This is a genomic window from Rhizobium sp. S152 (assembly GCF_030380735.1).
Lineage (GTDB): Bacteria > Pseudomonadota > Alphaproteobacteria > Rhizobiales > Rhizobiaceae > Rhizobium.
The window spans coordinates 735,733-760,729 of sequence record NZ_JAUDRZ010000026.1 but is presented as its reverse complement, the minus strand read 5'-3'; the positions used below and the strand labels follow the sequence as shown (position 1 = coordinate 760,729).

Sequence of the window (24,997 nt, the reverse complement as noted above, 5' to 3'; positions counted from 1 at the left end):
TTGGTTTGTTGGAGCGGGCGGACGAGTTGTTCCTATCTTCGACTGGAACGGAAGACTTCTAGCCGAAGTCATATATCGCTGATTTCGCGGAGAAGCTGCCGAGGCCGTCATCTCAGCCTGCGCCAGGATCGGCGCTAGAAGGTTCTGTGAAGCAGTCGATCAACATCTCGGTCAGGACACGCACCTTGCGGGAGGGATGTGGTCCCGGCGGACGGACGACGTAGATGCCGGCTGGCGGCGGCGGATGCTGCGTCATCACCCGGACCAATGCACCGGTTTTGCGATGAGCCAGCGTGACACCATCGGGGAGATAGGCAATGCCTAGCCCGGCGACGGCCGCAGCGACGAGAGCGGCACCATTGTCGGCCTTGAAACGCCCGCGCGGGTTGACGGTAACGATGTCGTCCCCATCCTGAAGCTGCCAGGATTCCGTTCCTTGCATTAGCGCCTGGTGGCCCGCGAGTTCGCCCGGCGTCTCGGGAGAGCCATGGGCCCGGATATAGTCGGGGCTGGCAACCAAGTTGCCGTAAAGCGGCCCGACGCGTCTTGCGATCAAGTTGGAATCCGGCAGATAGCCCACCCGGATTGCGCAATCGAACCCATCGGCGATGAGGTCGACGAAGTGATCGCTGTAACAAGTCTGAATTTGCAGCTGTGGGTGGCGTCGCGCCATTTCGGCGAGTACCACAGCGAAATGCGTCGGGCCGAAGGAAAGTGGAGCGGCGACCCGAAGCCGGCCGCGCAGTTCGCCCGCCGGCAATATCGTCTCTCTCGCCAGATCGATCTCAGCGCAGACCTTGGCCGCATGATCCCGGAAGATGGAGCCCGCCTCGGTGAGCGAAGCCCCGCGTGTCGAGCGTGCCAGCAGCTGTACCCCAAGCTCGGTCTCCAACCGCATCAGCCGCCGGCTGACCATCGATTTGGAAACGCCAAGCCGGACCGCCGCGGCCGAAACACCACCCGCATCCGCGACCTCCACGAATGTTCGCAGATCTTCGATTTCCATTACGGCGTTCCTCCTTTTGCGACACAGCTCACCAAAACTGAAGGCTACCGTATCGATACGGGGAGTGACAGTGTCGTTTCGCAGGCGGCACAGCTATCCGTGCCTGTTTTTCCGGCCGTCGACGTTCCGCAACTCGGCGCCAGCAAATCGTCCGCCGGCAGGCATCGACTTCCGGCGACCGATCTCACCCAACTGCAGCAGAGGATATATGCATGACATTTCGTAACGGCCTTTCGTCGCTTCTTCGTCCTGAAGATTCCGTCCTCGTCCTGATCGACCACCAGCCGTACCAGCTCACCAACCTCAACAGCCACGATCCGCATATGGTGGTCAACAATGCGACGGCTCTGGCGAAATCGGCAAAGGTCTTTGGTGTTCCCACCATCCTGACCAGCGTCATCGCCGACCGCGGGGGCGTCATTTTCCCACAGATTACGGAGGTCTTTCCGGATCAGGAGGTGATCGACCGGACGTTCATCAACACCTGGGAAGACAAGAAGGTGGTGGACGCGGTCAAGGCGACGGGCAGGAAGCAGCTCATCATCGCCGGGCTCTGGACGGAAATCTGCGTTGCAATGCCGGTGATCCAGGCGCTGGGCGAAGGCTGGGATGTGACCGTCATCACCGATGCGTCGGGTGCGGTCTCTACCGAGGCCCACGAGGTGGCCATCCAGCGCATGATCGCGGCTGGTGCGAACATGATGACGTGGCTGGCGCTGGCCGCCGAATGGCAGCGCGACTGGGCGCGGGTGGAAACTGCGCTGAAGCTGAATGACGAGGTGATCAGGCATCATTGCGCCGGCAGCGGCATCGCATATCTGTGGGAGCAGCAATTGCTCAACACGCCGGTTTCGGGCAGCGCGGTGTGACCTAAGAGGGATGAACCGAAAACCTCGACGGTGGCCGACACGCGCCATCCTTATTTGGCGCGCGCCCGGCTGCAGTTACCGATAGTTCGAAAGACCGCTCGCAAGGCCCGCTTTCGCGGGCCTTGCTTTTCAATGAGGCCTTACACCACCACCGTCAGCGGCGGGATGCGCTTGTCGGGGGCGCTGTCCTGTTGCTGTGCGGCGAGAAGGTTGAGCTCGCGGCGTTCGCGTTCGGAGACGATCGCGAGGTCGATGACCTTCTGCAGGTTGGCGGCGTGGCGGAAGGTGGGGTCGTCCGGCTTGCCCGTCTTCACGGCCTCGGCGAAGCGCTGGTAGTTGGTCAGCACCGGCGGCACCTCGATGTCGCGCCAGGTGGCGCTCTCGATGTCCTCGCCGAAGCAGCCGCGCAGGTCGGATCCATCTGGACGATGGGTGACCTCGAGGCTGCCCTTTTCGCCGTAGATGCGCAGCTTCAGTTCGTTGAGGTGGCCGGTCGCCCAGCGTGTGGCGTGTATGACGCCGAGCGCGCCGTTGGTGAAATCGACCGACATGGTGAAGCTGTCGTTGGCATCCAGCAGATATTCGCCGATCTGGCCGCCCGGTGCCTTGTTGAAGGTCTTCAGGCGGGCGAAGACGTGGTCGATATCGGTCGCGGCGCCGTAAGCGGCGAAGTCGAGGATGTGGATGCCGACGTCGCCGAGCACGCCGTTCGAGCCGTGGCCGGTGGACAGACGCCACAGCCAGCGCGATTCCGTGCGCCAGTCGCCCCAGGCGCGCGAGACCAGCCAGCTCTGCAGATAGGAGGCCTCGACGTGCCTGATGGTGCCGAGTTCGCCCGCCAGCACCATTTCGCGGGCGCGCTGCAGCGGGGCAACGTTGCGATAGGTGAGGTTGACCATGTTGATGACGCCGGCGGCTTCGGCGGCCTCGGTCATCTCCAGCGCGTGGTCGTAGTGTTCGGCCAGCGGCTTTTCGCAGAAGACGTGTTTGCCGGCCGCGATCAGCGCCAGGCTGGTCGGATAGTGGATACGGTCCGGCGTGACGTTGGTGGCGCTGTCGAATTCACCCCATTCGATTGCTTCCTCCAGCGTGCGGAAACGCTTTTCGATGTGGAAGTGATCGGCGAATTCGGTCAGGCGGGCCAGATCGGTATCGACCGCGCCCACCACTTCGACGCCGTCGATGGCCATGAAGTTGGCAACCTGGTTTTTGGCCATGACGCCTGTACCAAGAACGAGTAGTCGCATGCTGTGCTCCTCAGCGGTAACCGGCTTCGCCGGCCTGGTGCAGTCTCGGGCCGCGTTCTGTAATCGGCTCCAGCGCCTTGTCGACGGGGACGTTCGGGGCATCGGTGATGCTCTTCAGGTCGCCTTCAGGATTATAGGCCCATTTGACGCCATTGATCAGCACCTTCTGGACGTTGGCGTCGTGGTAGGTCGGATAGGTTTCGTGGCCCGGGCGGAAGTAGAAGATGTTGCCGGCGCCGCGGCGCCACGTCAGGCCCGAGCGGAAGACCTCGCCGCCCTGGAACCAGGAGATGAACACGGTTTCCAGCGGCTCCGGAACGGAGAACTGCTCGCCGTACATCTCTTCGTTTTCGAGCACGAAGTTCTCGCCGATGCCGGCCGCAATCGGGTGGCGCTGGTTGATCGTCCACAGGCGCTCGCGCTCGCCGGCCTCGCGCCACTTCAGCGCGCAGGGCGTGCCCATCAGGCGCTTGAAGATCTTCGAGAAGTGGCCGGAATGCAGCACCAGCAGGCCCATGCCCTCCCAGACGCGCTTGGCGACGCGCTCGACGACGACGTCGGAAACCGCGCCGTGGTCCTTGTGGCCCCACCAGGTCAGCACGTCGGTTTCGGCGAGACGCGCTTCGGTGAGGCCGTGTTCCGGCTCCTGCAACGTCGCCGTCGTGGCGCTGATCGCGGGATCGGTGTTCAGCGCGCTGGCGATCGTCGTGTGCATGCCATCGGGATAGATGCCGCGGACGATCTCGTTGGTGTTCTCATGGATGTTTTCACCCCATACGATGGTGCGAATAGCCAAGTTATGCTCCTTCATGCGCGTGTTGGATCGAAACCGTTGGGAAGCGGCCGGGATCCGGTTGTTCGGGTTGGGTTCAGGCTGCGCCCTCGAGGGGGATCCTTTCGAGCGCGGTTCGGTGATGGCCGACGTGGCGCGCCGTGGTCCGCTTGCACGATGCGGCGGCTTCGCTCACGACCGGCGATGCGGCCGGTGGAACTTCGTCGGGTCTAATCTGTGCCATATCGTGCTTTCTTCAACCTTTGACGCCGCCGGCGGTGAGGCCGGAAATGATCCGGCGCTGGAATATGAGCACCAGGACAACGACGGGAACCGTGACGATGACGGATGCCGCCATGATGTTGCCCCAGGGAATCTCGAACTGGCTGCCGCCCGACAAGAGGGCGATGGCAACCGGCACGGTTCTCTGCGCGTCCGAAGAGGTAAAGGTTAGGGCGAAAAGGAATTCGTTCCAGGCCGTAATGAAGGCGAGCAGCCCGGTCGTGACCAATGCCGGCCACATCAGCGGCATGAAAACCTGAGTAATGATCACCCACGGAGAGGCGCCGTCGACGATCGCCGCTTCCTCGATTTCGATGGGCAGATCGCGCATGAAGGTGGTCAGAACCCAGACCGTGAATGGCAGGGTGAAGATCATGTAGGAGAAGATCAGCGCAAACGGCGTGTTGAAGATGCCGATCCAGCGGATCAGTTCGAACAGGCCGGCCAGCACCGCGATCTGCGGGAACATCGAGACCGAGAGGATGGTCAGCATCAGCAGCGCGCGGCCGCGGAAATGGACGCGGGCCAGCGCGTAGGATGCGGTGACGGCGAGAAGCAGCGAGGCGGCGACGACGCAGACCGCCACCAGCAGCGAATTGCCGAGACTGCGGATGAAGCTGCCCGTCGTCAGCACGTTGGCGTAATTCGCAAACGAGATCGAGGTCGGCCAGTAGTTGATCTCGAACAGCGCCGTGCCGGCTTTGAAGCTGGTCAGGATCGCGTAGTAGAAGGGGAAGACCGCGATGATGACGATGACGCCGACGAGGAGATAGAAGAGGGTGTTCTTGGTGGCTGTGAGAAGCATCAGCGTTCACTCCCGCCGAGGTTGACGCGGCCGAGCCACATGTAGATCACCGTGACGGTGGCGATGAGCAGGAAGAGAACCGTCGAGGCGGTCGCGCCATAGGCGAACTTGTCGAAGTCGAAGAGGTTCTCTCGGGCCATGACGGACATGGTCTTGGTCTGCACATTGTTCGGCGTCAGCACGTAGATCAGGTCGAAGATGCGCATGGCGTCGAGCATGCGGAAGATGACGGCGACCATGATCGCCGGGCGGATCAGCGGCAGGGTCAGGCGCCAGAAGACCTTGATGGGATTGATGCCGTCGAGCTTCGCGGCCTCGTAGATATCGCCGGGCACCATCTGCAGGCCGGCGAGGATGAGAAGCGCCATGAAGGGCGTGGTCTTCCAGACGTCGACGATCAGGACGGCGATCATCGCCGTATCAGGGTTGGCGGTCCAGGCGATCTTCTGGCTGATGAGGCCGAGCGCCATGAAAAGGTCGTTCAAAATGCCGAACTGGTCGTTGAGCATCCAGGCCCACATCTTGGCCGAGACGATGGTCGGGATCGCCCAGGGGATGAGGATGGCGGCGCGCACGATGCCGCGGCCGACGAACTGGGCATTGAGGACGAGGGCGACGATCAGGCCGAGCGCGGTCTCGATGGTGACTGAGAGCAGCGTGAACTTGGCGGTGTTCCACACCGCGTTCCACCAGGCGGGATCGGCGAGCAGGCCCCTGTAGACCGTGCGACCGCTCTTCAGCGTGATCCAGGAGAGGTAATTGTCGAAGCCGACGAAGCTCGCTCCGCCGAGATTGGTGAGCGAGGCGTTGGTGAAGCTGAAATACATGGTGCGAAACAGCGGCCAGCCGGCGACGACGGCGAGGATGAACAGCGTCGGCGCCAGGAACATCCAGGCGGAACGGACGCGGTCGGCCCGCATGTTCGGCGAGCTGGTCTTGGCGCGCGCAGGCGCCTTCAGGCCTTCAGAAACTGCAACTTCACTCATGAGATACCCGCTTCCTGACACGATTGACGATGGCACCCTTCGGAGCGCCGGCAGCGGAGGGGCCGCCGCCGGCGCGTCGATGGATTACCAGTTGTCGCCCTTGAGCGACGTCAGGTCGGCTTCGAGAAGCTCGAGGTTTTCAGCGGCCGTGCCATTGCCCGACAGCGTGTTGTGGACGGCGGTCCAGAACTTGGCGGAGACCTCGTTGTACTTGACCTTGGCCGAGGCCGAGGGGCGTGGCACGGCGCTTTCGAAGATCGGCTTCCAGGCCGGCATGAAGGGGGCCGCGGCAGCGATGTCCTTGTCGTCGTAGAGCGCCGACAGCGTCGGCAGGTTGGAGAGCTCGATGGCGCGCTGCTTCTGGCTATCCTTCGACGCCAGGAACTTGACGAGTTCGATCGCTACCTCGGGGTTCTGCGAGTATTTGGAGACGGCGAGGTTCCAGCCGCCGAGCGCCGAGGAGGGCTTGTCACCGTCGGTTGCTGCCGGGAGCGGAGCCACGTCGAACTTGCCCTTGACGGCGCTGTCGGGGCCGTTGCCGAGCGCGTAGGCGTAGGGCCAGTTGCGCATGAAGACGGCGTTGCCGGTCTGCCAGACGCCGCGCGATTCTTCTTCCTGGTAGGCAAGCACGCCACCCGGCGAAATGGTGCCGACCCAGCCCTTGGCGCGCTCGATGGCGGCCGCGGCCTTCTCGTTGTTGATCGAGATGGTGCCGTCGGTTTCGATGATCTGGCCGCCGCCGGAGGACTTGATCCATTCCAGCGCGTTGCAGGTCAGGCCTTCATAGGCGTTGCCCTGGAAGACGTAGCCCCAAAGGTCCTTCTGGCCGGCTTCGCGCTCCTTGTCCTGAATTTCCTTGGCGGTGGCCGCCATTTCGTCCCAGGTCTTCGGCGGCTGCTTGCCGTATTTTTCGAGCAGGTCCTTGCGGTAGAAGAGGGCCGGCGCGTCGGTATAGAGCGGCATGGCGACGAGGCGGCCATTGACGGTCTGCGACTGGATGATCGAGGGGAAGAAATCGCCCACGACGTCCTTGGCGGCGTCCTTCAGGTCGAGGAACTGGTCGGCCAGTTGCGGCGCCCAGATGACGTCGGTCTGGTAGACGTCGACGTCCTTATTGCCGGCGGCGAGCCACAGGCGGTACTGCGAGAACTGCTCGGTGGACGAGGACGGCATGGTGACGATGCTGACCTTGTTGCCGGTCGCCTTCTCGAACTCGTCGAGCTGCTTGCGGAACAGGTCCAGGTTTTTGCCGGTGGAGCTTGCAGATATGCTGATGTTGGCGGCGAGCGACGGCAGGGCCGTGCCAACGAGTGCGGCCGCGACGACGGCGGCCGTAAGACGAAACTTCATGATCTTCCTCCCAAAAAGAACCATTGCGCCTTCCAATTTGAAAACGATTTGGTTTCGAAAAACTGTCAGATGCGCTACGGCAAGTCAAGCGGGTCACTTTATGAACAATCGTCGATAGGCGCGGTCAGCGATTCTGGAATGATATCATGCGGATGATGCAATTTTTGCATGTGGAGAAAGACTTACGCTGGCATATTGCGATATAGAAAATTGAAATCGATTTGGCTAGTTGTCGGCGATCGGCTGGATCATCGGGCCAAGCCTCGCTAGGTTAGGGGAATCGCGGGGATCGAAAGACGTGGCTGGGCATGAAGCTTAAAGAGTTCGCAAAGCAGCTTGGGCTGTCGCCGACGACCGTCAGTCGCGCGTTGAGCGGCTATCCCGAGGTCAGTGAGATCACCCGCGCCCGGGTGGCGGAGGAGGCGGTGCGGCTCGGCTATCGCCCCAATGTTAACGCTGTCAGGCTTAAGACCGGGCGGGTGGGGGCGATCGGCGTGGTCATGGGACGCGCCGGCGAGTTCCACTTCGCCGAGTTCATGGCCGGCATGGCCGAGCAGCTGGTGGGCGAGGATACCGACATCCTCGTCATTCCGCTCGCCGATGCCAACTACGAGGAGGAGATGCAGCTCTATCGCCGGCTGGTGGAAAGTCGCCGCGTCGATGCGATCATCATGCATTCGCCGCGGCCCAACGACGAGCGCATCGCGCTGCTACACAAGCTCGGAATGCCGTTTCTCGTGCATGGCCGATCCGATATCGACGTGCCGCATGCCTGGCTCGACATCGACAACGAAGGTGCGGTGCGGCGGGCGACCTCGCACCTGATGGACCTCGGTCACACGAGGATCGCGATGATCAACGGGCGGCCGGGCGCGACCTATGCGCTGCACCGCGACAACGGCTATCGCAATGCGCTTCAGGTGCGCGGGATCGAGTTCGATCCGGAGCTGGTCGCCAGTGGCAATTTTACCGACGAGCTCGGCTTCCGCTTTGCGCGCTCGTTCCTCGAGCAGCCGAACCCGCCGACGGCGATCGTCGCGGGCTCGATGATGACGGCGCTCGGGGTCTACCGCGCAGCGCGGTCGCTGGGGCTGCAGGTGGGGCGGGACGTGTCCGTCATCGCCCATGACGACGTGTTTCCCTATCTCAGCGCCGACAACATGGCGCCGTCGCTGTCGGCGACGCGTTCCTCCATGCGTGCGGCCGGAACGCGTTGCGCCGATCTCGTCCTGCAACTCCTGGCAGGGCGATCGGCGAGCGAAATTCACGAGCTCTGGCCGGTGGAGCTGATCCTTCGCGAGTCGACCGGGCCGATGCGCTAACAGCGACTTTCAGAAAATCGCGGCTTTGCCTGCATTGGCGGAACTTTTCCGCGTCTGACAGGTTGATTCGGCTGGTTCACGGATTGGGCGGACGCGATGGCTCAAATGAGGAAAATCAAGCAGGAAAACGGGATGGATGGCCGCGATCGGCTGATCGTGGCGCTCTACGCGCAGCTGAAGGCCGAGCGCGAGACCCGCGAGACGCTGGAATGGGTGATCCGCAACGGCGAGATTTCCCGGGAGGTGCTGCAGGCGATCGCCGCCGATCCGGTGCCTGTCGTCACCAGCGACGATATCGCCTCCATCGAAGAGATCATCGCGATCGACAAGCGGCACAGGAAACCTCAAAACAGCAACTGACGGGAGCGGATCATGGCAGCGAGGGCAAGCTGGAAGGGGCACCTGAAGGTGGGTGACCTCGTGTGTGCCGTGGGGCTTTATACCGCGATCTCCGCCTCCGATCGCATCTCCTTCAACATCATCAACCGCAAGACCGGCCACCGCGTCGAGCGCGCCTTCGTGGACAGCGAAACGGGAAAGCCGGTGGATCGCGACGACCAGGTGAAGGGCTATCAGCTCGACAGTGGCGATTACATCATGATCGAGGGCGACGAGATCGCCGGGCTGATGCCCGAGAGCGACAAGGTTCTGAACGTCCAGAACTTCGTGCCCTATGACGAGATCAACATGCTCTACTTCGACAAGCCCTATCATCTGGCGCCCGTTACCGATGACGACGCGGAGGCGCTTGTCGTGATCATGGAGGCGATGCGCAAGCAGAAGGTGGCGGCGATCGCGGAGGCGGTGCTGTTTCGCAAGAACCGCACCGTGCTGATCCGGCCGCAGGACGACCACGTGATCGCGACCACGCTCAACTTCGACTACGAGGTGCGCAACGCCGATACCGTGTTCAAGGACATTCCCGACATGAAGTTCGACAAGGAGATGATCGAGCTCGCAGGGCATATCATCGGCACCAAGAAGGGAAGCTTCAATCCGCAGGAATACGAGGACCGCTACGAGATCGCGCTGGCGGAACTGGTGAAGGCGAAGATCGAGGGCAAGGCGCCGCCGAAGAAGAAGCCGAAGCCCGAAGGCAAGGTGATCGATCTGATGGAAGCGCTGCGGCAGAGCGCCAAGCTTAGCGGCGGCGCTAAGGCGGCAAAGGGTGCCAAGACGTCCGCCAGCGCCGGTCGGGGCGCCAAGAAGGCGAGCTGACCATGGCGCTCGAGACCTATCAGGCCAAGCGCAATTTCAAGCTGACGCCGGAGCCGCGTGGCGGGCGCCGCGCCACCGAGGCTGCAGGCAGCAATGCGCTGAGCTTCGTGATCCAGAAGCACGACGCGACGCGGCTGCATTACGATTTTCGCCTGGAGATGGACGGGGTATTGAAAAGCTGGGCGGTGACGCGTGGGCCGAGCCTCGATCCCGACGAGAAGCGGCTTGCGGTGCATGTCGAGGACCATCCGCTCGACTATGGCGATTTCGAAGGCATCATCCCGAAGGGCCAGTATGGCGGCGGCACCGTCATCGTCTGGGACCGAGGGACCTGGGCGCCGCACGGCGATGTCCACAAGGCCTACAAGAAGGGCCACCTCGAATTCGATCTCGATGGCGAGAAGCTGAAGGGCCGCTGGCATCTGGTCAGGATGCACGGCAAGCCGGGCGAGAAGCGCGAGAACTGGCTGCTGATAAAGGCGGAGGACGAGGAGGCCCGGCACAAGGGCGATATCCTCGAGCTCATGCCCGAATCAGCCAAGACCGGGCGCCGCATCGAGGATGTCGCGAAGAACCCGGACGCGACCTGGCAATCCAGGCCGAAAGGCGATGCGAAGCCTGCTGCGGACGCGAAACCGGCGAACAAGGCCGCGCCCAAGACGGCGAGGCCGCGCAAGCGGACATGGCCTGATGGGGCGCAGGAAGCCGCGATGCCCGATTTCATCGAGCCGCAGCTCGCCAAGCTGAAGACCAAGCCGCCTGCAGGCGAGGAATGGATCCACGAGATCAAGTTCGACGGTTACCGGCTGCAGGTGAGGATCGAAGACGGCAAGGTGGCGATGCTGACGCGCAGCGGCCTCGACTGGACGGAGAAGTTCGGCAAGGAGATCGTCGGCGCTTTCGCCGGCCTCGGCGTTCGCGCCGCCGTCATCGATGGCGAGATCGCCGTCGAGCGGGAGACCGGCGCTTCGGATTTCTCGGCGCTGCAGAACGATCTCAGCGAGGGGCGCAGCGATCGCTTCGTGTTCTATGCCTTCGATCTCCTCTATCTCGACGGGCACGACCTCAGGCAGGCGGCGCTGATCGACCGCAAGGCGTTGCTTCAGACGGTGATCACGGGCGAGGAGGGCAGGCTGCGCTACAGCGCGCACTTCGAGGAGAGGGGCGCGGTCGTGCTCAACCACGCCTGCCAGCTCGGCCTCGAAGGGATCATCTCGAAGCTCGGCAGCAGCACCTACAGCTCCGGTCGCAACGGCGACTGGATAAAGTCGAAGTGCTCCAACCGCCAGGAATTCGTCATCGGCGGCTATGTGCCATCCACCGCGACCAAGAATGCGATCGGCTCGCTGGCCATGGGGTATTACAGCGGCGGCAAGCTCAAGCATGTCGGCCGGGTGGGGACGGGCTATACCGTCGCCACCGCGCAGATGCTCTACGAACGGCTTTCGGAGATGGAGCGCAAGGACAGCCCTTTCGATGACACGCTGACATCGGTCGAGCGGCGCGGTCTCGTCTATGTGGAGCCGAGGCTTGTCGCCGAGGTGGAGTATCAGGCAATGTCGGCCGACGGCAATCTTCGCCACGCCGCCTTCAGGGGATTGCGCGAGGACAAGCCGGCCGAAAAGGTCGTGCGCGAGACGGGCAAGATGGAAAAACAGCAACTGCCGCAGACCAGCGTGAAGCTGACGCATCCCGATCGGATCTACTGGCCCGACGAGGGTGTCACCAAGGAGGGACTTGCGGGCTACTACGCGCAGGTGTGGCGGTTCATCGAGCCCTATGTCGTCAAGCGGCCGCTCGCCCTGCTGCGCTGCCCCGACGGCATCGACGGCCACCAGCGTTTCTTCCAGAAACACGCCTGGAAGGGCATGAACGCGCATATCGAGGAGATCACCGATCCCAAGGACAAGGGCGGCGAGAAGCTTCTGAGGATTTCCGATTTCGACGGTCTCGTCGCGCTGGTGCAATCGGCGGTCTTGGAGATCCACCCCTGGGGCGCCACCACCGACGCTTGGGAGAAGCCTGATATGATCACCATGGACCTCGATCCCGCCGAGGGCGTCGCCTGGACCGAGATCATCGCGGCGGCACGGGAGCTGAAGGAGCGCATCGAGGCCGCGGGGCTCGCGGCCTTCGTCAAGACCTCAGGCGGCAAGGGGCTGCATGTGGTGACCCCGCTCGCCCCCAAGGCCGGGTGGGCGGAGGCGAAGGCCTTCGCGAAATCGCTGGCCGACGACATGTCGGCGGATCAGCCGGAGAAGTACCTCGCCACGGCCACCAAGGCGAAACGGACGGGCAAGATCTTCATCGACTATCTCAGGAACGGCCGCGGCAATACGGCGGTCGCCGCCTATTCGACGCGGGCCCGTCCGGGTGCGGCCGTTTCGATGCCGCTTGCCTGGGAGGAGCTGACCGAGGAGATCGGCCCGGCCTATTTCACCATCGACAATGCGCCGCTCAGGCTAGAGAGCCTGAAGAGCGATCCCTGGGCGGATTTTTTCGACGCGGCGGCACCGTTGCAGAAGCGGAAGAAATAAGCCGTCTCTAGTGCGACTTCGGCCGGCCGCCGGTTTCCTTGGCGAGGCTCTTCTTCAGGGCGTCCATCATGTTGACGACGTTGCCTGTCGATTTCACCGGTGCGCGCTTGGTCGACGGTGTCGGCTTCGGCAGGCTCTTCTGCTTGGCCTTGATCATCGCCCTGAGACGCTTCTGGATCGGGTCCTGAACCATGGAGGGCTTCCAGTCCTCGGTGCGGTCCTTGACCAGCTTGTTCATCAGCCCGACGACGGTCGAATCCACCTTCTGGTGGCTGTCGAGTGCTGCGACCGGCTGGCGGACCTCGTCGCCGAAATGCAGCGTCCAGAGGATGATGCCCTTGCCCTGCGGCTGCAGCAGAACGGCGCGCTCGCGGCGGTAGAGCACCAGACGCGCGATGCCGACGACGTCGCTCGCCTTCATCGCCTCGCGGATGACGCAGAAGGCCTCGATGCCGACCTTGTCCTCGGGGGCGAGAAAATGCGGCTTGTCGTACCAGATCCAGTCGATCGAGCCGCGCGGCACGAAGGTGTCGATGTCGATGGTGCGGGTGCTCTCCAAGCCGACCTCGTCGAGCTCCTCGTCCTCCAGCACGACATAGTCGTCCTCGCCGCGCGGATAGCCCTTGGCCTGGTCCTTGGCTGATATGGGCTTGTGGGTGACACTGTCGAGATAGCGGCTTTCGACGCGGTTCTTTGTCTTGCGGTTGAGCACATGGAAGCGCAGCTGGTTGCTTTCCGTGGTCGCGGGCGTCAGCGACACGGCGGCTGTAACGAGCGAAAGCTTGAGGTAGCCCTTCCAATAGGTCTGACGTGCCATCTGGCCCTCTCAAAAAGCAAAGTCCGGCTATCCGGCGATAACGGGCGAAGGGCGATTTCGTTCCGGCGGAGCGCGGACGATCAATCGCCGTTCGTCCGCTGCAGCCAGCGCATCACGGCGATCTCGTCCTGCTCCATCCACTGGCCTAGCTTCCTGCTGCGGCTCGGGCGCATGCGGGCGATGGCGGCGAGGTCGCCGCTCTCGAAATCCTCGAAAACCTCGGGATGGATATAAGAGGAGCGGCAGACGGCGCGGGTGTTGACGAGGCGTGCCGCGACGGCGTCGATAACCTCGTTGACCTGGATCTTGCGGGCGCGGATGCTTTCCATCGGCTCCTGCGCCGCAAGCGCCGTCGCCGCCATGCGCGTCGCGCCCCAGGTGCGGAACTGGCGCGAGGTGAAGTCGTCGCCGGTCGCCTGCTTGATATAGGCGTTGACGTCCTGCGAGCGGATCGGATGGCAATCGCCGTCTTCGTCGACATACTGGAACAGCTGCTGTCCCGGCAGTTCCTGCAGCATGCGGATGGCGCGGGTGATGCGGCGGTCGCCGTGGCTGAGGCGCCACTCCTTGCCGGATTTGCCCTTGAACCGGAAATGCACGTTCGATCCCGTGATCCTGACGTGACGGTTGCGCAGCGTGGTCAGACCGTAGGAACGGTTCTCCTCGGCATAGGCGGCATTGCCGACGCGGATGAAGAGGTTGTCTAGCAGCCAGACCACCGTTGCCAGCGCCTTGTCCATGGTCGGCGAGCGCAGCCGCAAATCCTTGTCGACCTTCTGGCGGATGGCGGGAAGGGCTTCGGCGAACTCGGCCAGCCGCTCGAACTTGGTGCGGCCGCGCTCGGCCGTCCATTCGGGGTGATAGCGGTACTGTTTGCGCCCGCGCGCGTCGCGACCGGTCGCCTGCAGGTGCGAGCGAGGGTCGGCGGAGATCAGCACGTCGGTATAGGCGGGCGGGATGGCGAGCGCGTTGATGCGGTCGATCTCGGCGCTGTCGGTCAGGCGCTTGCCGTCGGCATCGTAATAGAGAAAGCCATTCTTGCCCTCGCGACGGGTGATGCCCTCGTCGAGGCTGGGTACGAATACCAGACTCTCGCCCGCGGATGCGGTCGCGATCGAGGTCTCGGGTTCTCTTTTGTAATTTGCTCTCTGATCCACAGTGAGCGAAGAACGTCGGAGCCGGGCTTAGGTTCCGGGCCGCACCTGCATCACTGGTTGTTGGCGGTCTCGCCCGTTGCCACGCGCTGGTTCGGCACGCTTCTCGACTTGAGCGCCTGGGTTGCGTAGGCGTTGCACTCTTCCATCAGCGCGCGGATGATCCTCGTCGTGTTCATCGGATCGCGGACGAGTTCCGGCTCATAGCTTGCCTTGGCGTCGTTGACGGCGGCGATGTAGACCGACATGTCGGCTGTGGCGTCCGATGGCAGCAGCTTCCTCAATGCGAGAGCGGCATCCGCGCGCGATTGCTGCTGACCCGGAACGTAGCTCTCATAGGGAACAGCCGCCGCGAACTTGCCGACGCATGACGTCAGTTTCGACGTCAATCCGACGTCAGGACCGGACGTGCCCGCGAAGGCGACGGAGGAGGTTGCGGCAAGCGCGATTATGAACGGCAATGAGCGACGCATGTTGAAACCACCTCAAGAGATATCGAGGCAGCCTAGCGCTTTCCGTTTTAATTTTTTGCTATCGAAGCTCGCACGGTGCGCTAGGCTCAGTCCACGGAGTCCGGATGCGTCGCGGCCTTGACGTCGGCGAGGCCGCGGTTGGCGTCTTTGCTGCCGGTGGCTGCGGCGGCGTTGAAGATGCGCTCGGCATCGCCGTACATCTTGAGATTGAGGTAGGCATAGCCCCTCAGAACCATCAAATCGATGCGCTCCTGCTGCAGCTGGGCGCGCTGGTCGAGAAAGATCAGGGCTTCGCGGTAGCGCTTGGCGTCGAAGGCGGCGAGCGCGCGGTTGGCGAGGATCGAGACCTGCAGCTCGGCGGCGCGCTGGCGGGTCTGCGGCGCCTTGGTGGCGGCGACGGCGGCATTGTTGGAGAGGCCGGCGCGCAGATACGCGAGGCTCTGGCCGTAGGCGGCGTCTTCGCGGGTCTTGCGGGTCGGGCTGTTCAGCGCCGCCTGGAAGGCGTCGGCTGCTTCCATCGGGCGGTTGAGGTCCATCAGGCACCAGCCGCGGGTCAGCGCGTCGTCGGGATTGAGGAGCTGGGCATTGACGGTTGTCGAGCAGCCGCGTGTCTGCGGGCGCGCGGCGCGGCGCGGGGCCGCCGCCTGGATCGGGGCCGGGCGAACGTATTCGGCGCTGGCGGGGGTGCTGACCTCCCGCGGCGCGGCAGCGGCGGCGGGAGCCGCCATGGTGGGCGCGTACTGGCCGGCCGCGGTCTCCTGAGCGATCGGCGCCTGCTGCACGGGCTCGCCCGTCGGCGAGGGGAGCGGTGCCCGGTTCTGTGTGATCGAGACATTCGTCTCGCCGAGATTGGCGATGCGCTCGGAGCGCCCGGCCCACAGGCGTTGCACCTCGGCGACGCCGCGTCGGTCGTTCAGCTGGGCGCGGGTGATCGCCAGGCCATAGGCGGACGGCTCGTCATCCGGCTTCCAGCGCAGCGCCGTCTCGAACCAGCGCGCCGCCGTCTGCGGCTGGTTGAGGGAACGGGCGTACCAACCGAACTGCTGGGCGGTGGGCACGTATTTCTGGGCGATGATCTCGGCGGCCATGCGGGCCAGCACGTCCTCGCTCATGCTGGCGGGAGGCTGCATCGCCATGAGGTTGGCGGTGGCGGCGAGATAGGTGGCGGTCGCGTCCTTTGAGGAGTCGCGCCACTTGTACATGATGTCCTCGGCCTCGGGATATTTCTTCTGCGCGATCAGCACCAGCGTGAGCCCCTGCGAGGCGCTGGTAGAATCTTCCTTGGCGCGGGCGGCGCGGAACCACTTCTCTGCCTCCGGCCAGTTTTCGCGGCGAAGGTCGTACCAGCCGAGCAGCAGATTGTCGGACGGCAGGTTCTGGGTCTCGGCCAGGCGCTGGACCTGGGTGATGTATTCGGGCGAGACGGCAAGATCGGCATCGTCGTCGCCGGCGGCGACGAAGCTGCGGGCGAGATCGTTGCGGATGGGGTCGAATTCGCGACCGCCATTGCCGTCGGGACGCTCCAGCGCCATCAGCTCCTGCATCGGGCCATAGGCGAGCAGGCCCGAAGCCTTCTGCATGGTCGCGAGGCGTTCCTGCGGATTGGTGCAGTTCTTCAGGATGTAGACATAGGCGGCCTGGGCGCGCGGCACGCGGTCGGTGCGGGCGAAGGCTTCCGCTACGCGCCAGAGAATATCGATGTCGCTGCAGGTGAGCAGGCTCGGCGTTTCCGCTCCGATCTGGACGACGGTGGCGTATTGCTTGAGGTCTGAGGCGTTGACCAGCCGCGAGCGGGCTTCGGCGACGTCGAGACGGTCGAGCAGGTCGGCGGGCGGCTGCCAGCCTGTCGCCTGGCGGTCGGCGATCGCCTTGCGCAGTTCGGCGTAGCGACCTTCGGAATAGAGCTGCCACATCGCCTCGAGCTGCTTGTCGCCACCCTGCGGGATTGCCAGCGGATCGGCCGGCGGCGTCCAGTTCGGATAGAGCGCCTGCAGGCGAGAGATTTCGGCTTGCAGGCGCGCCTTGTCGCCACGGCCGGCGAAGTAGCGCAACGCGCTTTCATCGACCTTCTGCTCGGGTGCGGCCTGCGCGGGCGGTGGCTGCTGCTGGCGCGCCTGGGCGACGACTTCGGGTGTTTCGGATTGTTGGTCGGCTGCCGGCGCAGGCTGCGGCGGTTCGTCGGGCAGGGTGGATGCCGGCGCGGCCGCCTGGATCTGCTGCGCTACCGACTGCACGTCGATCGGCGGCTTGACCGGAGCGTTGTCCGGTCCGCTGATGCGGCCCATGAGCATGAGCTGCGGAATCTGGTGGTCGGAAGAGCCGATGCCGAGTGCCTCCTGTATCGCGGCACGGTCCTTCATGGCGACGACGACACCCGCCACCACGACTGCGACCGAGACTGCAACAAAGGACGATTTCACAGACACTCCGGATGTTTCTCCGCGACGAAGGCCAACCCCAACAGCTGGAGAGTTGACGGATAGTAGAGCGACGGCGTGAACTGCCGGGACGATGCAGGAAGCTTCATTCCTTCGGTTACACAGGCCACAACATAGTTAACAATTCGATAACCGGGGTCGTCGAGCAGTTGCTTCGGCTGCCCGGTCGTCAGGTCGATGGTGGCGGGAATCCCGCCCGCCGCTGTCATTCCCTGCTGCAATCGTAGCAGCAGATCCTTGTCCGAAACTCCCGCGCGGGCGAGGTAGAGCGGGATGCGGATGGCGTTGTAGCCGAATTCGGCGTCGAAGCCCTTCGCCGGCTCCGGCTGGCGATGAATGCTCACCCAATCGGCCGGCAGCTTGCGCGGTCCGAACTGCATGGAGCGGATGAGTGCCAGGCCGTCGTCGGAGAGCTTCTGCCACATGTCTGATGGCGCAAGCAGCGCCATGACCGGGATCGCCTCGAAGATCCAGTAGGAAGGGTTGATGACCGGGCCGTCGGGCCGCGCCTTGGCGTCGAAGCCTTCTCCACCCGGCAAGAGGATCGTGCGGCCGCCCCAGTTGACGACGCCATGCGCGAGAAGGGCGCGTGCCATCGCTGCACCCGCCTCGACATAATCGGGCTTGTTCCAGGCCGATCCGGCGAGCGCCAGCGCATAGGCGATCAGCATGTCGCCGTCGGTGGCGTTGTTGGCGTCGGTGACGTGCGGCGTGGTCGACGGGTTCCATTTCCAGACGGCGAGGCCGTCGTCGCGCAGCAGCAGCTCCGTGCGGGTGAAGTACCAGATCTGCTCGAAATCGGCGGGGCTGTTGGCAAGGTAGGCGAGGAGCAGGCCGTAACCCTGGCCCTCACTGTGGCTGATGCCGTCATTGGCATTGTCGACGATGCGGCCGCTGGGATCGAGGAATTTCGCCTTGTAGGCTGTCCAGGCGTCGGGATCGACGGCGGCGCGCTGCGCCGCTGCCGGCTGGCAGAGTGCGGCCAGCGCCAGACCGCCGGCCGCCAGCCATGTGCGCCAGCGCCTCATGCCTTGCGCCCCAGCCTGGCCAGCATGCGCGATGTCGTCAGGCCGATCAGCAGCGAGAGAATGACGAGCAGGACGGCGTAGGACAGGATGTTGGTCGATAGCCAGTTGGCGGCGATCAGGCGATAGTTGGCGAGCGTCGACGTCTGCGATTCGACGAAGTCGAAGCGGGTAACCGGGACGGTGTCGATCTTGCCGGTCTTGCCGGAATAGGTCGTGACGTGGCCGGCGATCTCCGGCCAGTTCTGCTGGCTAGTCATTGCTTCTGCGCCCTCGCGCAGGTCCTTCGACGACGGCGCGGTGATGACGGTCCAGGACGATTCGCCCGAAGAGCTCGTTCCCTGCGCGATCATGAAGCTGTTGGTGCTCGACGGCGTGAAAAGTGCCTCGGCGCCGGGAATGAACTGCAGCGAGCTCATCGATATGTCGAAGTTGCGCCGCAGCCATTCCTGGAACGAGGTGATCTGGCCGCGCCAGACGCCGCCGCTGACCTTGGAGCGCCATTCGTCGAAGGTGGCGCGTCCGTCATCGGGCGTCGGCTGTACCGCGGAGGCGGGGCGCCAGGCGGCCTGGCTCGTGGTGGCGATGTTCAGCTGAGACAGCACGGCGGCCGGCATCTGCGAGATCGAGCCGATAAAGATCGCGTCGCGCTGGCCGATCGCGCTCGGCGAGGCGGAGGGCTCGAGGTCGAGCGGGCGGCCCGCGACCATGGCCATCTGCGCCAGCACCGTCGCAGCGGCCGAGAGTGTATCGGCATCGGCGCGGTCGATGAAGAGCGGGGTCGGTTCCGCGCTGCGGTTGAAGGGGTAGCCGGTGCCGGCAAGGGCGGCCAGGTTCGGGCGCTGGCCGATGCGGGCGAAGTCGGGCATGTGGAATTCGCTGGTATCGAACAGCGCGAAGCGCGGGGTGCCGCCGGCATTCGTGCCAGGCACGCAGACATCGTCCTCCTTGGTGCGCAGGATCGCTTCCAGCGCGATCGCGTTCAGGCCGGGCTTGAAATGGCGCATCGTCACGCGGATCGGCAGATGCCGGTAGATGCCGCCGCCGGTCGAGGTGATCGGCACGGTGGAAGCGATGTTGCCGTTGACGTAGACGTCGATGTGGCTGCCCGGCTGGACGCTTTCGGTGAAGGCGGCGTCGAGAAGGATCGTGGCCTCGCCATAGGCATTGGCGTAGAAATCGGCGGGTACGGCAAGGTTGAAACCGGTGCGGAAACGGCGGCCGGAGAATTCGGTCGTCTTCACGCCGAGCTGCGAGAAGGCGATGCTCGTATCCGAGAAGAGCAGCGGCGCATCCGGTGCCGACCAGCGGTCGGTGGCGATCGTGTCGCGGCGAACGCTGACGGCGCGGTCGGTGGTCGAGACGATGGTGTCGATCGCCGAGGCGATCGAGGGCCAGGTGGGGCCGCTGATCAGGAGGATCGGCGAGCCGGAACGCGGGTCGGTGACGAAGGTCGCGAGCGGCGCCGTCTGCGCCGCGACGGGCACGGCGAAGAGCGGCTGCAGTTCGGCCGGGGTGCCGATGACCACGGCCATCTTGCCAGGGCCCGAGGGCGGCAGGCTGTCGGCGGTGAAGGAAAAGGTCTGGTTCGGCATGCCGCTCAGGACCGCTAGGCCCTGCGCCAGGCGCATCAGCGGCTTGGTGGTGCCAGGCTGCTCCATGGCAGGCACGACGAAATTGAACTGCGTCTTGCCGGCGCCGTCGACGCCGATGGCACGGATCGCGTCGGTGCTCGACAGCTTGGCGGCGTCGCGGCCGGCAAAGCTCAGATAGGTCTTGGCGGGATCGATGTCGGACCACAGCTCGTAAGTGGAATCGACGGTGCAATCCGTGCGGTGACGATGGCTCGCCTCGAAGGTGACGAGGTTCGCCCCTGGCTGCAGCAGGCCGGGCGGAATGTTGAAGGATATGTCCGACTGCGCATCGGGCGAGCCGATCGGCTGTTCGCCGATCACCCGGTTGTTGACCATGATCGAGAGCTTGGAGGATTCCGGCGCGACGACGATGTCGTTCTGGTAGGCGAAATTGAATTTCGCGGGCGCCGCGGCCTGTTCCGGCGTCAGGTACACCGACCAGGATTTGCGGTCATACTCGCCATCGAGGCCGAGCTTGGCGAAGGGGACGATGTAGCGGATGACGGTATCGGCATTGGCATTGGCATTGGCCGGCGCGGTCGCCGGGCGCTGGACGGGAGGCGCCGAAGGGGATGGCTGTTGCGCCGGTGCCGCGGTGGCGGGGACGACGGCGGGCGGGATGGTGACGGGCGCCGGCTGGGCCGTGGCGGCCGGCTGCGGTTGAGCCTGCGGCTGCTGCGGTGTTTTTGCCGGATCGGCATAGAAGGGCGGAGTTGCCGCGGGCGCGGCTGGCTGCGCCGGCGCGGAGGGTGTCTGCGGAGCAGCGGGCGCGACCGATGCGGCCGGCGGCGCGGGTTGAGTTACGGGCGCGGCAGGCGTCACGGACGTCGGAGCCGTGGAGGGTAGCGTCAGGCGAGGGGTCATCGGCTGCGCGCCGGCGGGCCGTTCTCCCGACATGTCGAAGGGCGCCGTCTGCGCATAGGCGATGACCGAGGCACTGAGAAGAAGAGCGGAGGCGGTGATCAACGTCCTCATCAGTTGGCCGCCTTCGCCGTCTGCTGTTGCTGCTCGCGCTCGGGGCGCATGCTGCGGAAGAAGTACACCAGGCCGCGGCTCGTCTGGTAGAGCGCCAGGCCGAGGAACCAGATCGTGCCCCGGATGAGGCCCGGATTGTGGCGGCGACCCTGCTGGAACTGCGTCCACTGATCGGAATTGGCGAACATCAGGTCGGCGATCAGGCGGTGATCGAGGGCGCTTTTCGGAATGTACTGGCAGCCGACGGTGAGGATTTCGCCTGTTGGCTGGATGTTGCGGATGATGAGCGGCAGGGTCTCCACCTCGGCGCCGCTATAGGGCCGGAAGCGGATCTCGCCCTCGGCGCCGACGACCATCGGGTCGAGCAGCTTGTTGGAGATATGCAGCCGCGCGCCGTGAACCGAGACGTCCTCGATCGATGCGGTGTGCCACTTGCCGTTGACGCCGAATTCGCAGCGGCGGTTGACGCGCACGCGGCGAGAGGAGGCGCGTTCGCCGCGCTCGGAAACGACACCCAGCGCGCAGCCGGCCATGATCAGGTTGATGACGTTCCAGCCGCCGACCACCAGCGTCACGTCTGCCTTGTAGGGCTCGGTGTAGATGCGGAAGATGGTGACGGCGAGCGCGATCAATTGCACCGCGAAGATCACGAAGAAGGGACGGCTGATTTCCGACAGGCGGCTGACGGCGATCGATTCATCCTTGGCTGTGACCTTGAAGGTGGGCTTGCGCGGATTGAGCATGACCGAGACGACCGCTGGGAGCAGGTGCACGGTCTGCACATATTCGTAGAGCTCGGAGATCCACGGCCAGCGGAACGAACCGTAGAGGTAGTTCTGCATCATCAGGTTCACCAGCATGTAGGCCAGCGTATAGGCGAGGAACTCGCCGCCCGATGCCGTGAAGATCTCGAGATCGAAGAACAGGTAGAAGAGCGGCGCGAAGAGGAAGATCGTGCGCGGGAAGGGGAAGAGCCAGAAGAGCGTCGACGACATGTAGCAGAAGCGCTGCGGTAGCGTCAGGCCGCCCTTCAAGAGCGGGAAGCGGAAACGCAGGATCTGCATCATGCCCTGCGCCCAGCGGCTACGCTGGCCGATGAAGCTGGCGAAGGTGGCGGGCTGCAGGCCGGCGATCAGCGGCTTGTCGACATAGATGGAGTTCCAGCCGCTGCCGTGCAGCGCCAGCGCGGTTTCGCAATCCTCGGTGATGCTGATGCCGCTGAAGCCCTGTTGCGATTCCAGCGCCTTGCGGCTCAGCACCGCGGCCGAGCCGCAGAAGAAGGCGGCGTTCCACTTGTCGAGCCCACGCTGGATGATGCCGTAGAACATCTCGTTCTCGCTCGGCATCTTGTCGAAGGTTCTGAGGTTGCGCTCCAGCGGATCGGGATTGATAAAGAAGTGCGGCGTCTGGACAAGGAAGAGCTTGGGATCGTCGTCGAAATAACCGACGGTTTCCTTCAGGAAGTCGCGCGCAGGCGCGTGGTCGGCGTCGAAGACGGCGATGAGCTCGCCGGTCGAATGCGCCATGCCGTTGTTGAGGTTGCCGGCCTTTGCGTGCTCGTTGCGCTCGCGGGTGAGGTAGTGGACATCGAGATCCTCGCAGAGCTGCTTCAGCTCGTTGTGGCGGGCGACAGCGGCCTGGGCTTCCAAGAGCTTGTTGGAATTGCGCTTCTGCAGCGTGCCGCCATCGTCGAGCAGCCACACATGCAGCTTGTCGGCGGGATAGTCCATCGCTTTCGCCGCTGCGAGCGTGTTGGCGAGCAGGTGCGAATCCTCGTTGTAGGAGGGCACGAATACATCGACATGCGGGAAGCGCTCGAGCTTGGCGGCGCGCGAGGGGCGCGGCGGCAGTGGCGTCGCGACGATGAACAGGCTGAGCGCCAGCATGGCGACGCTGTACATTTCCGCGAGGTAGAGCAGCAGGCCGGGAATGAAGTTTTCGAGCTGGTTGACCGGGGGCAGCGTGTTGGTCGTGCGCCAGTAGACATAGCGCAGCACGATCGACGTTCCGAAGGCGAGCGCCACGAGGCGCCAGATGCCTTCTCCCTTCAGACCCTTGATGATGGCCATGAAGGCGACGACGGTGATGCTGGCGATGAGCTGCGTCTGCAGGTTCACCGGCAGGGTGATCAGCACCACGATGCAGATCGTGACGATTGCCCATATGATGATGCTGCGGGCTTTATGCATCGGCGTTCCTTCGAAGGTCCTTCAACCGGTGCGCCTTACGCCCCGGCCCGTTCTGTCTATCTCCGGCAGGCGGCCGTCATGGCCGCATCGCCTATGCAATCGGGCGAGGGCACGCTGACGCCGCTCGCATTCGTTGTCTGGGTCTGCTGCCGGACCGTAGCGGACGTGGGTGAAGGAGCGGTTACCGTGCCCGACTGCTGTGCATCGCCGTTCGTATCCGGCAGGGGCACGCGCGGGCCGATCGGCTGCGGCAGGACGGGGGCCGCCTGCACGGGCGCCGCGCGGGCCGGAGCGGCTGCACGGCGTACGGCGGGTGCGCGCGAGATGACCGTCGGCTGCGGCTCGTAGCCGATCCCCATCGGCATCTCGCGATAGCCGCCGGCATCGGGATAGATCGGGCTGCCGGTGCGGCCGATGGTGGGATCGGCGCCCTGCTGGGGACCGTAGGGGTTCCAGATTTCGCCGTCGAGCGTGCCTATGATGGTGTAGCCGTAAACGACGGCGAGCAGCTGGCGCTCAGTGGCGCGCGCGTCGCAAAGGCGCAGCCGGACCTGGATCATGCCGAAGTTGCGGGCTTGCGTCATGGCGCTGCGGCTGGAGCGGATCTGCTGCCAGGCGAAGATGCAGGTATCGCCATCACGGCTGCGGCCGGAGGCGTACCCGAAGGGGCCGTAGCTGTTCTGCAGGAAGGTGGCGGAGCGCGTCATCGGCACGCCGGGGGCCGCGGCAAACATCTCGCGCGAGATGCCGCTTTCGCTGATCATCCTATAGGGCGCGCCGCCGGTGCCCGATGTCGAGCCGCTGGCGCCAAGCATCTGGATCTTCAGGAAATTCTGGCCCTGGACCGAGGACGAGGTGAAGAGCGATATGTTCTGTTCGACGCCGTTGCCGCGCCTGTGCTGGACGACGCTGACGATCGACGGGCCGCCCGGCGGCGGCAACGCCAGCGCCTGCTCGCTCGCGACCGTCTCGGCGGCATTCGGCAACCTGACATTGCCTGATGACGTGCAGGCCGCCAGCATGCCGGCGAGGCCCGCAAGCGATATCATTCTCAGAAGCTTCATGTGTCGGCGTGCCGCAATCGTCTGTCTCCACGCTCACGCGCGAAACCCGCGCATTCACTGCGAATCAACGACCCGAAGGGCCGTAAGCGCATGGTAGACGATGATTATGGTTAAGCTGAAGTTAATATTGGTGCTGGGGAGGGGAAGGCTGCATCTACAAAAAAGGGAGTGGTTTAGCTAGGCACTTATAGCAGTGCTGGCACCAGTGCAGCATTGGCAGCTCGCCGTCAGTTTAACGAAGCAAATAAGTCCTTTTGATCGTCAAGATAAATTATCCGTGAGGCTGAGTGCCCTTAAAGTGAAATGCGGCGCTTCAGGATGTAGCGTGAGTTCGAATGCGCAGACGGTCCGAACTCACGTTATAACTTCATTAGGCTGCCGCAGCCGACGCGTGAAATGGTACGTCAACTTTTAGCGGGACGCCCAAAGCCTTGAATGCATCCTCTATCGCGTCCAGCTTGGTCTGGTGATCCAACCGAAACAGACGGTCGATCTGCTCCCTATGGTTCCAGCCGAGAGCTCGTTGAAGGTCTGCGCGTGTCCACCGCTTTTCGCGCATCAGCATGTAGATGCCGGATTTCAGGTAAACCATCATTGGCACTTCGACCCATCGACCCTGGCCTTCCGGTTCCTGAGCAGGGTGCGGAATATCCTCTCCATCTGCTATGCGGCCAGCAATAGCCTCTTCGATCGCATTGCGACCATTACGGCAAGCCTCCTCCTGGGTTTTTCCGAACGAAGCCACCTCTTCGAAATCGGGGGAAGTAACCAGCCACACATCGCCATCCGGCTGTATTGCCAGTTTATACCAGGCCATGTCATATCCTCTCATTC

The 24,997-nt window shown here is 64.0% G+C and carries 20 protein-coding genes; 5 read left to right on the top strand and 15 right to left on the bottom strand.

Annotated features, from left to right (window positions below; all coding sequences use genetic code 11):
• Positions 1-112: 112 nt before the first annotated feature.
• The gene (locus tag QTL95_RS22830; protein WP_289722175.1) at positions 113-1,006 is read right to left on the bottom strand and encodes a LysR family transcriptional regulator; all 894 of its coding nucleotides are present in this window, start codon (positions 1,004-1,006) and stop codon (positions 113-115) included.
• 212 nt (positions 1,007-1,218) lie between these two features.
• On the opposite strand from QTL95_RS22830, the gene QTL95_RS22825 reads away from it, so the two are divergent.
• On the top strand, positions 1,219-1,875 hold the full coding sequence (locus QTL95_RS22825; RefSeq protein ID WP_289722174.1) for a hydrolase: 657 nt from the start codon (positions 1,219-1,221) through the stop codon (positions 1,873-1,875).
• Positions 1,876-2,015: 140 nt separating this feature from the next.
• On the opposite strand, the gene QTL95_RS22820 is transcribed toward QTL95_RS22825, so the two are convergent.
• The 5 genes from QTL95_RS22820 to QTL95_RS22800 all read right to left on the bottom strand — a co-directional run bounded on the left by QTL95_RS22820 (position 2,016) and on the right by QTL95_RS22800 (position 7,317).
• Positions 2,016-3,122: a Gfo/Idh/MocA family protein gene (locus QTL95_RS22820; protein WP_289722173.1), complete on the bottom strand. Its 1,107-nt coding sequence runs from the start codon at positions 3,120-3,122 to the stop codon at positions 2,016-2,018.
• 10 nt (positions 3,123-3,132) lie between these two features.
• Positions 3,133-3,918 (bottom strand): ThuA domain-containing protein, encoded by a 786-nt coding sequence (locus tag QTL95_RS22815; RefSeq protein WP_289722172.1) that lies wholly within the window; start codon positions 3,916-3,918, stop codon positions 3,133-3,135.
• 232 nt (positions 3,919-4,150) lie between these two features.
• Positions 4,151-4,981, bottom strand: a complete 831-nt coding sequence (locus QTL95_RS22810; protein WP_289722171.1) for a carbohydrate ABC transporter permease — start codon at positions 4,979-4,981, stop codon at positions 4,151-4,153.
• Positions 4,981-5,967 carry a carbohydrate ABC transporter permease gene (locus QTL95_RS22805; RefSeq protein ID WP_289722170.1) on the bottom strand — a complete coding sequence of 329 codons (987 nt, stop codon included), beginning with the start codon at positions 5,965-5,967 and terminating at the stop codon, positions 4,981-4,983. Before QTL95_RS22805 ends, QTL95_RS22810 begins: the two co-directional genes overlap by 1 nt.
• An 84-nt stretch (positions 5,968-6,051) precedes the next feature.
• Positions 6,052-7,317 (bottom strand): ABC transporter substrate-binding protein, encoded by a 1,266-nt coding sequence (locus QTL95_RS22800; protein WP_289722169.1) that lies wholly within the window; start codon positions 7,315-7,317, stop codon positions 6,052-6,054.
• 308 nt (positions 7,318-7,625) lie between these two features.
• On the opposite strand from QTL95_RS22800, the gene QTL95_RS22795 reads away from it, so the two are divergent.
• The 4 genes from QTL95_RS22795 to ligD all read left to right on the top strand — a co-directional run bounded on the left by QTL95_RS22795 (position 7,626) and on the right by ligD (position 12,394).
• The gene (locus QTL95_RS22795) at positions 7,626-8,639 is read left to right on the top strand and encodes a substrate-binding domain-containing protein (protein WP_289722168.1); all 1,014 of its coding nucleotides are present in this window, start codon (positions 7,626-7,628) and stop codon (positions 8,637-8,639) included.
• 96 nt (positions 8,640-8,735) lie between these two features.
• Positions 8,736-8,999, top strand: coding sequence for a hypothetical protein (locus QTL95_RS22790; protein ID WP_289722167.1), 264 nt, complete (start codon positions 8,736-8,738; stop codon positions 8,997-8,999).
• Between the two features lie 12 nt (positions 9,000-9,011).
• On the top strand, positions 9,012-9,857 hold the full coding sequence (ku, locus tag QTL95_RS22785; protein ID WP_289722166.1) for a non-homologous end joining protein Ku: 846 nt from the start codon (positions 9,012-9,014) through the stop codon (positions 9,855-9,857).
• Between the two features lie 2 nt (positions 9,858-9,859).
• The gene (gene ligD, locus QTL95_RS22780) at positions 9,860-12,394 is read left to right on the top strand and encodes a DNA ligase D (RefSeq protein WP_289722165.1); all 2,535 of its coding nucleotides are present in this window, start codon (positions 9,860-9,862) and stop codon (positions 12,392-12,394) included.
• Positions 12,395-12,401: 7 nt separating this feature from the next.
• Here ligD and ku (QTL95_RS22775) read toward each other — a convergent pair whose 3' ends face one another.
• From ku (QTL95_RS22775) to QTL95_RS22735, 9 genes are all read right to left on the bottom strand, one after another.
• Positions 12,402-13,211: a non-homologous end joining protein Ku gene (ku, locus tag QTL95_RS22775; protein WP_289722164.1), complete on the bottom strand. Its 810-nt coding sequence runs from the start codon at positions 13,209-13,211 to the stop codon at positions 12,402-12,404.
• An 80-nt stretch (positions 13,212-13,291) separates the two neighbouring features.
• Positions 13,292-14,299: a DNA topoisomerase IB gene (locus tag QTL95_RS22770; protein WP_289722447.1), complete on the bottom strand. Its 1,008-nt coding sequence runs from the start codon at positions 14,297-14,299 to the stop codon at positions 13,292-13,294.
• A gap of 119 nt (positions 14,300-14,418) precedes the next feature.
• On the bottom strand, positions 14,419-14,838 hold the full coding sequence (locus tag QTL95_RS22765; RefSeq protein WP_289722163.1) for a hypothetical protein: 420 nt from the start codon (positions 14,836-14,838) through the stop codon (positions 14,419-14,421).
• A gap of 86 nt (positions 14,839-14,924) precedes the next feature.
• Positions 14,925-17,258: a tetratricopeptide repeat protein gene (locus tag QTL95_RS22760; protein ID WP_289722162.1), complete on the bottom strand. Its 2,334-nt coding sequence runs from the start codon at positions 17,256-17,258 to the stop codon at positions 14,925-14,927.
• Positions 17,255-18,304 carry a glycosyl hydrolase family 8 gene (locus QTL95_RS22755; protein WP_289722161.1) on the bottom strand — a complete coding sequence of 350 codons (1,050 nt, stop codon included), beginning with the start codon at positions 18,302-18,304 and terminating at the stop codon, positions 17,255-17,257. Before QTL95_RS22755 ends, QTL95_RS22760 begins: the two co-directional genes overlap by 4 nt.
• On the bottom strand, positions 18,301-20,910 hold the full coding sequence (locus tag QTL95_RS22750; RefSeq protein WP_289722160.1) for a cellulose biosynthesis cyclic di-GMP-binding regulatory protein BcsB: 2,610 nt from the start codon (positions 20,908-20,910) through the stop codon (positions 18,301-18,303). Before QTL95_RS22750 ends, QTL95_RS22755 begins: the two co-directional genes overlap by 4 nt.
• Positions 20,910-23,099, bottom strand: coding sequence for a UDP-forming cellulose synthase catalytic subunit (gene bcsA, locus QTL95_RS22745; protein WP_289722159.1), 2,190 nt, complete (start codon positions 23,097-23,099; stop codon positions 20,910-20,912). Before bcsA ends, QTL95_RS22750 begins: the two co-directional genes overlap by 1 nt.
• Positions 23,100-23,155: 56 nt before the next feature.
• Positions 23,156-24,163 (bottom strand): cellulose biosynthesis protein BcsN, encoded by a 1,008-nt coding sequence (bcsN, locus tag QTL95_RS22740; RefSeq protein WP_289722158.1) that lies wholly within the window; start codon positions 24,161-24,163, stop codon positions 23,156-23,158.
• Positions 24,164-24,533: 370 nt separating this feature from the next.
• Positions 24,534-24,980, bottom strand: a complete 447-nt coding sequence (locus QTL95_RS22735; protein WP_289722157.1) for a type II toxin-antitoxin system HicB family antitoxin — start codon at positions 24,978-24,980, stop codon at positions 24,534-24,536.
• Between the last annotated feature and the right edge of the window lie 17 nt (positions 24,981-24,997).

Bases quoted from the DNA above. Each gene is read 5' to 3' on its own strand.
- QTL95_RS22830 (WP_289722175.1), bottom strand. From the start codon at position 1,006: ATGGAAATCGAAGATCTGCGAACATTCGTGGAGGTCGCGGATGCGGGT.
- QTL95_RS22825 (WP_289722174.1), top strand. From the start codon at position 1,219: ATGACATTTCGTAACGGCCTTTCGTCGCTTCTTCGTCCTGAAGATTCC.
- QTL95_RS22820 (WP_289722173.1), bottom strand. From the start codon at position 3,122: ATGCGACTACTCGTTCTTGGTACAGGCGTCATGGCCAAAAACCAGGTT.
- QTL95_RS22810 (WP_289722171.1), bottom strand. From the start codon at position 4,981: ATGCTTCTCACAGCCACCAAGAACACCCTCTTCTATCTCCTCGTCGGC.
- QTL95_RS22805 (WP_289722170.1), bottom strand. From the start codon at position 5,967: ATGAGTGAAGTTGCAGTTTCTGAAGGCCTGAAGGCGCCTGCGCGCGCC.
- QTL95_RS22800 (WP_289722169.1), bottom strand. From the start codon at position 7,317: ATGAAGTTTCGTCTTACGGCCGCCGTCGTCGCGGCCGCACTCGTTGGC.
- QTL95_RS22795 (WP_289722168.1), top strand. From the start codon at position 7,626: ATGAAGCTTAAAGAGTTCGCAAAGCAGCTTGGGCTGTCGCCGACGACC.
- QTL95_RS22790 (WP_289722167.1), top strand. From the start codon at position 8,736: ATGGCTCAAATGAGGAAAATCAAGCAGGAAAACGGGATGGATGGCCGC.
- ku (WP_289722166.1), top strand. From the start codon at position 9,012: ATGGCAGCGAGGGCAAGCTGGAAGGGGCACCTGAAGGTGGGTGACCTC.
- ligD (WP_289722165.1), top strand. From the start codon at position 9,860: ATGGCGCTCGAGACCTATCAGGCCAAGCGCAATTTCAAGCTGACGCCG.
- ku (WP_289722164.1), bottom strand. From the start codon at position 13,211: ATGGCACGTCAGACCTATTGGAAGGGCTACCTCAAGCTTTCGCTCGTT.
- QTL95_RS22765 (WP_289722163.1), bottom strand. From the start codon at position 14,838: ATGCGTCGCTCATTGCCGTTCATAATCGCGCTTGCCGCAACCTCCTCC.
- QTL95_RS22755 (WP_289722161.1), bottom strand. From the start codon at position 18,304: ATGAGGCGCTGGCGCACATGGCTGGCGGCCGGCGGTCTGGCGCTGGCC.
- QTL95_RS22750 (WP_289722160.1), bottom strand. From the start codon at position 20,910: ATGAGGACGTTGATCACCGCCTCCGCTCTTCTTCTCAGTGCCTCGGTC.
- bcsA (WP_289722159.1), bottom strand. From the start codon at position 23,099: ATGCATAAAGCCCGCAGCATCATCATATGGGCAATCGTCACGATCTGC.
- bcsN (WP_289722158.1), bottom strand. From the start codon at position 24,163: ATGAAGCTTCTGAGAATGATATCGCTTGCGGGCCTCGCCGGCATGCTG.
- QTL95_RS22735 (WP_289722157.1), bottom strand. From the start codon at position 24,980: ATGGCCTGGTATAAACTGGCAATACAGCCGGATGGCGATGTGTGGCTG.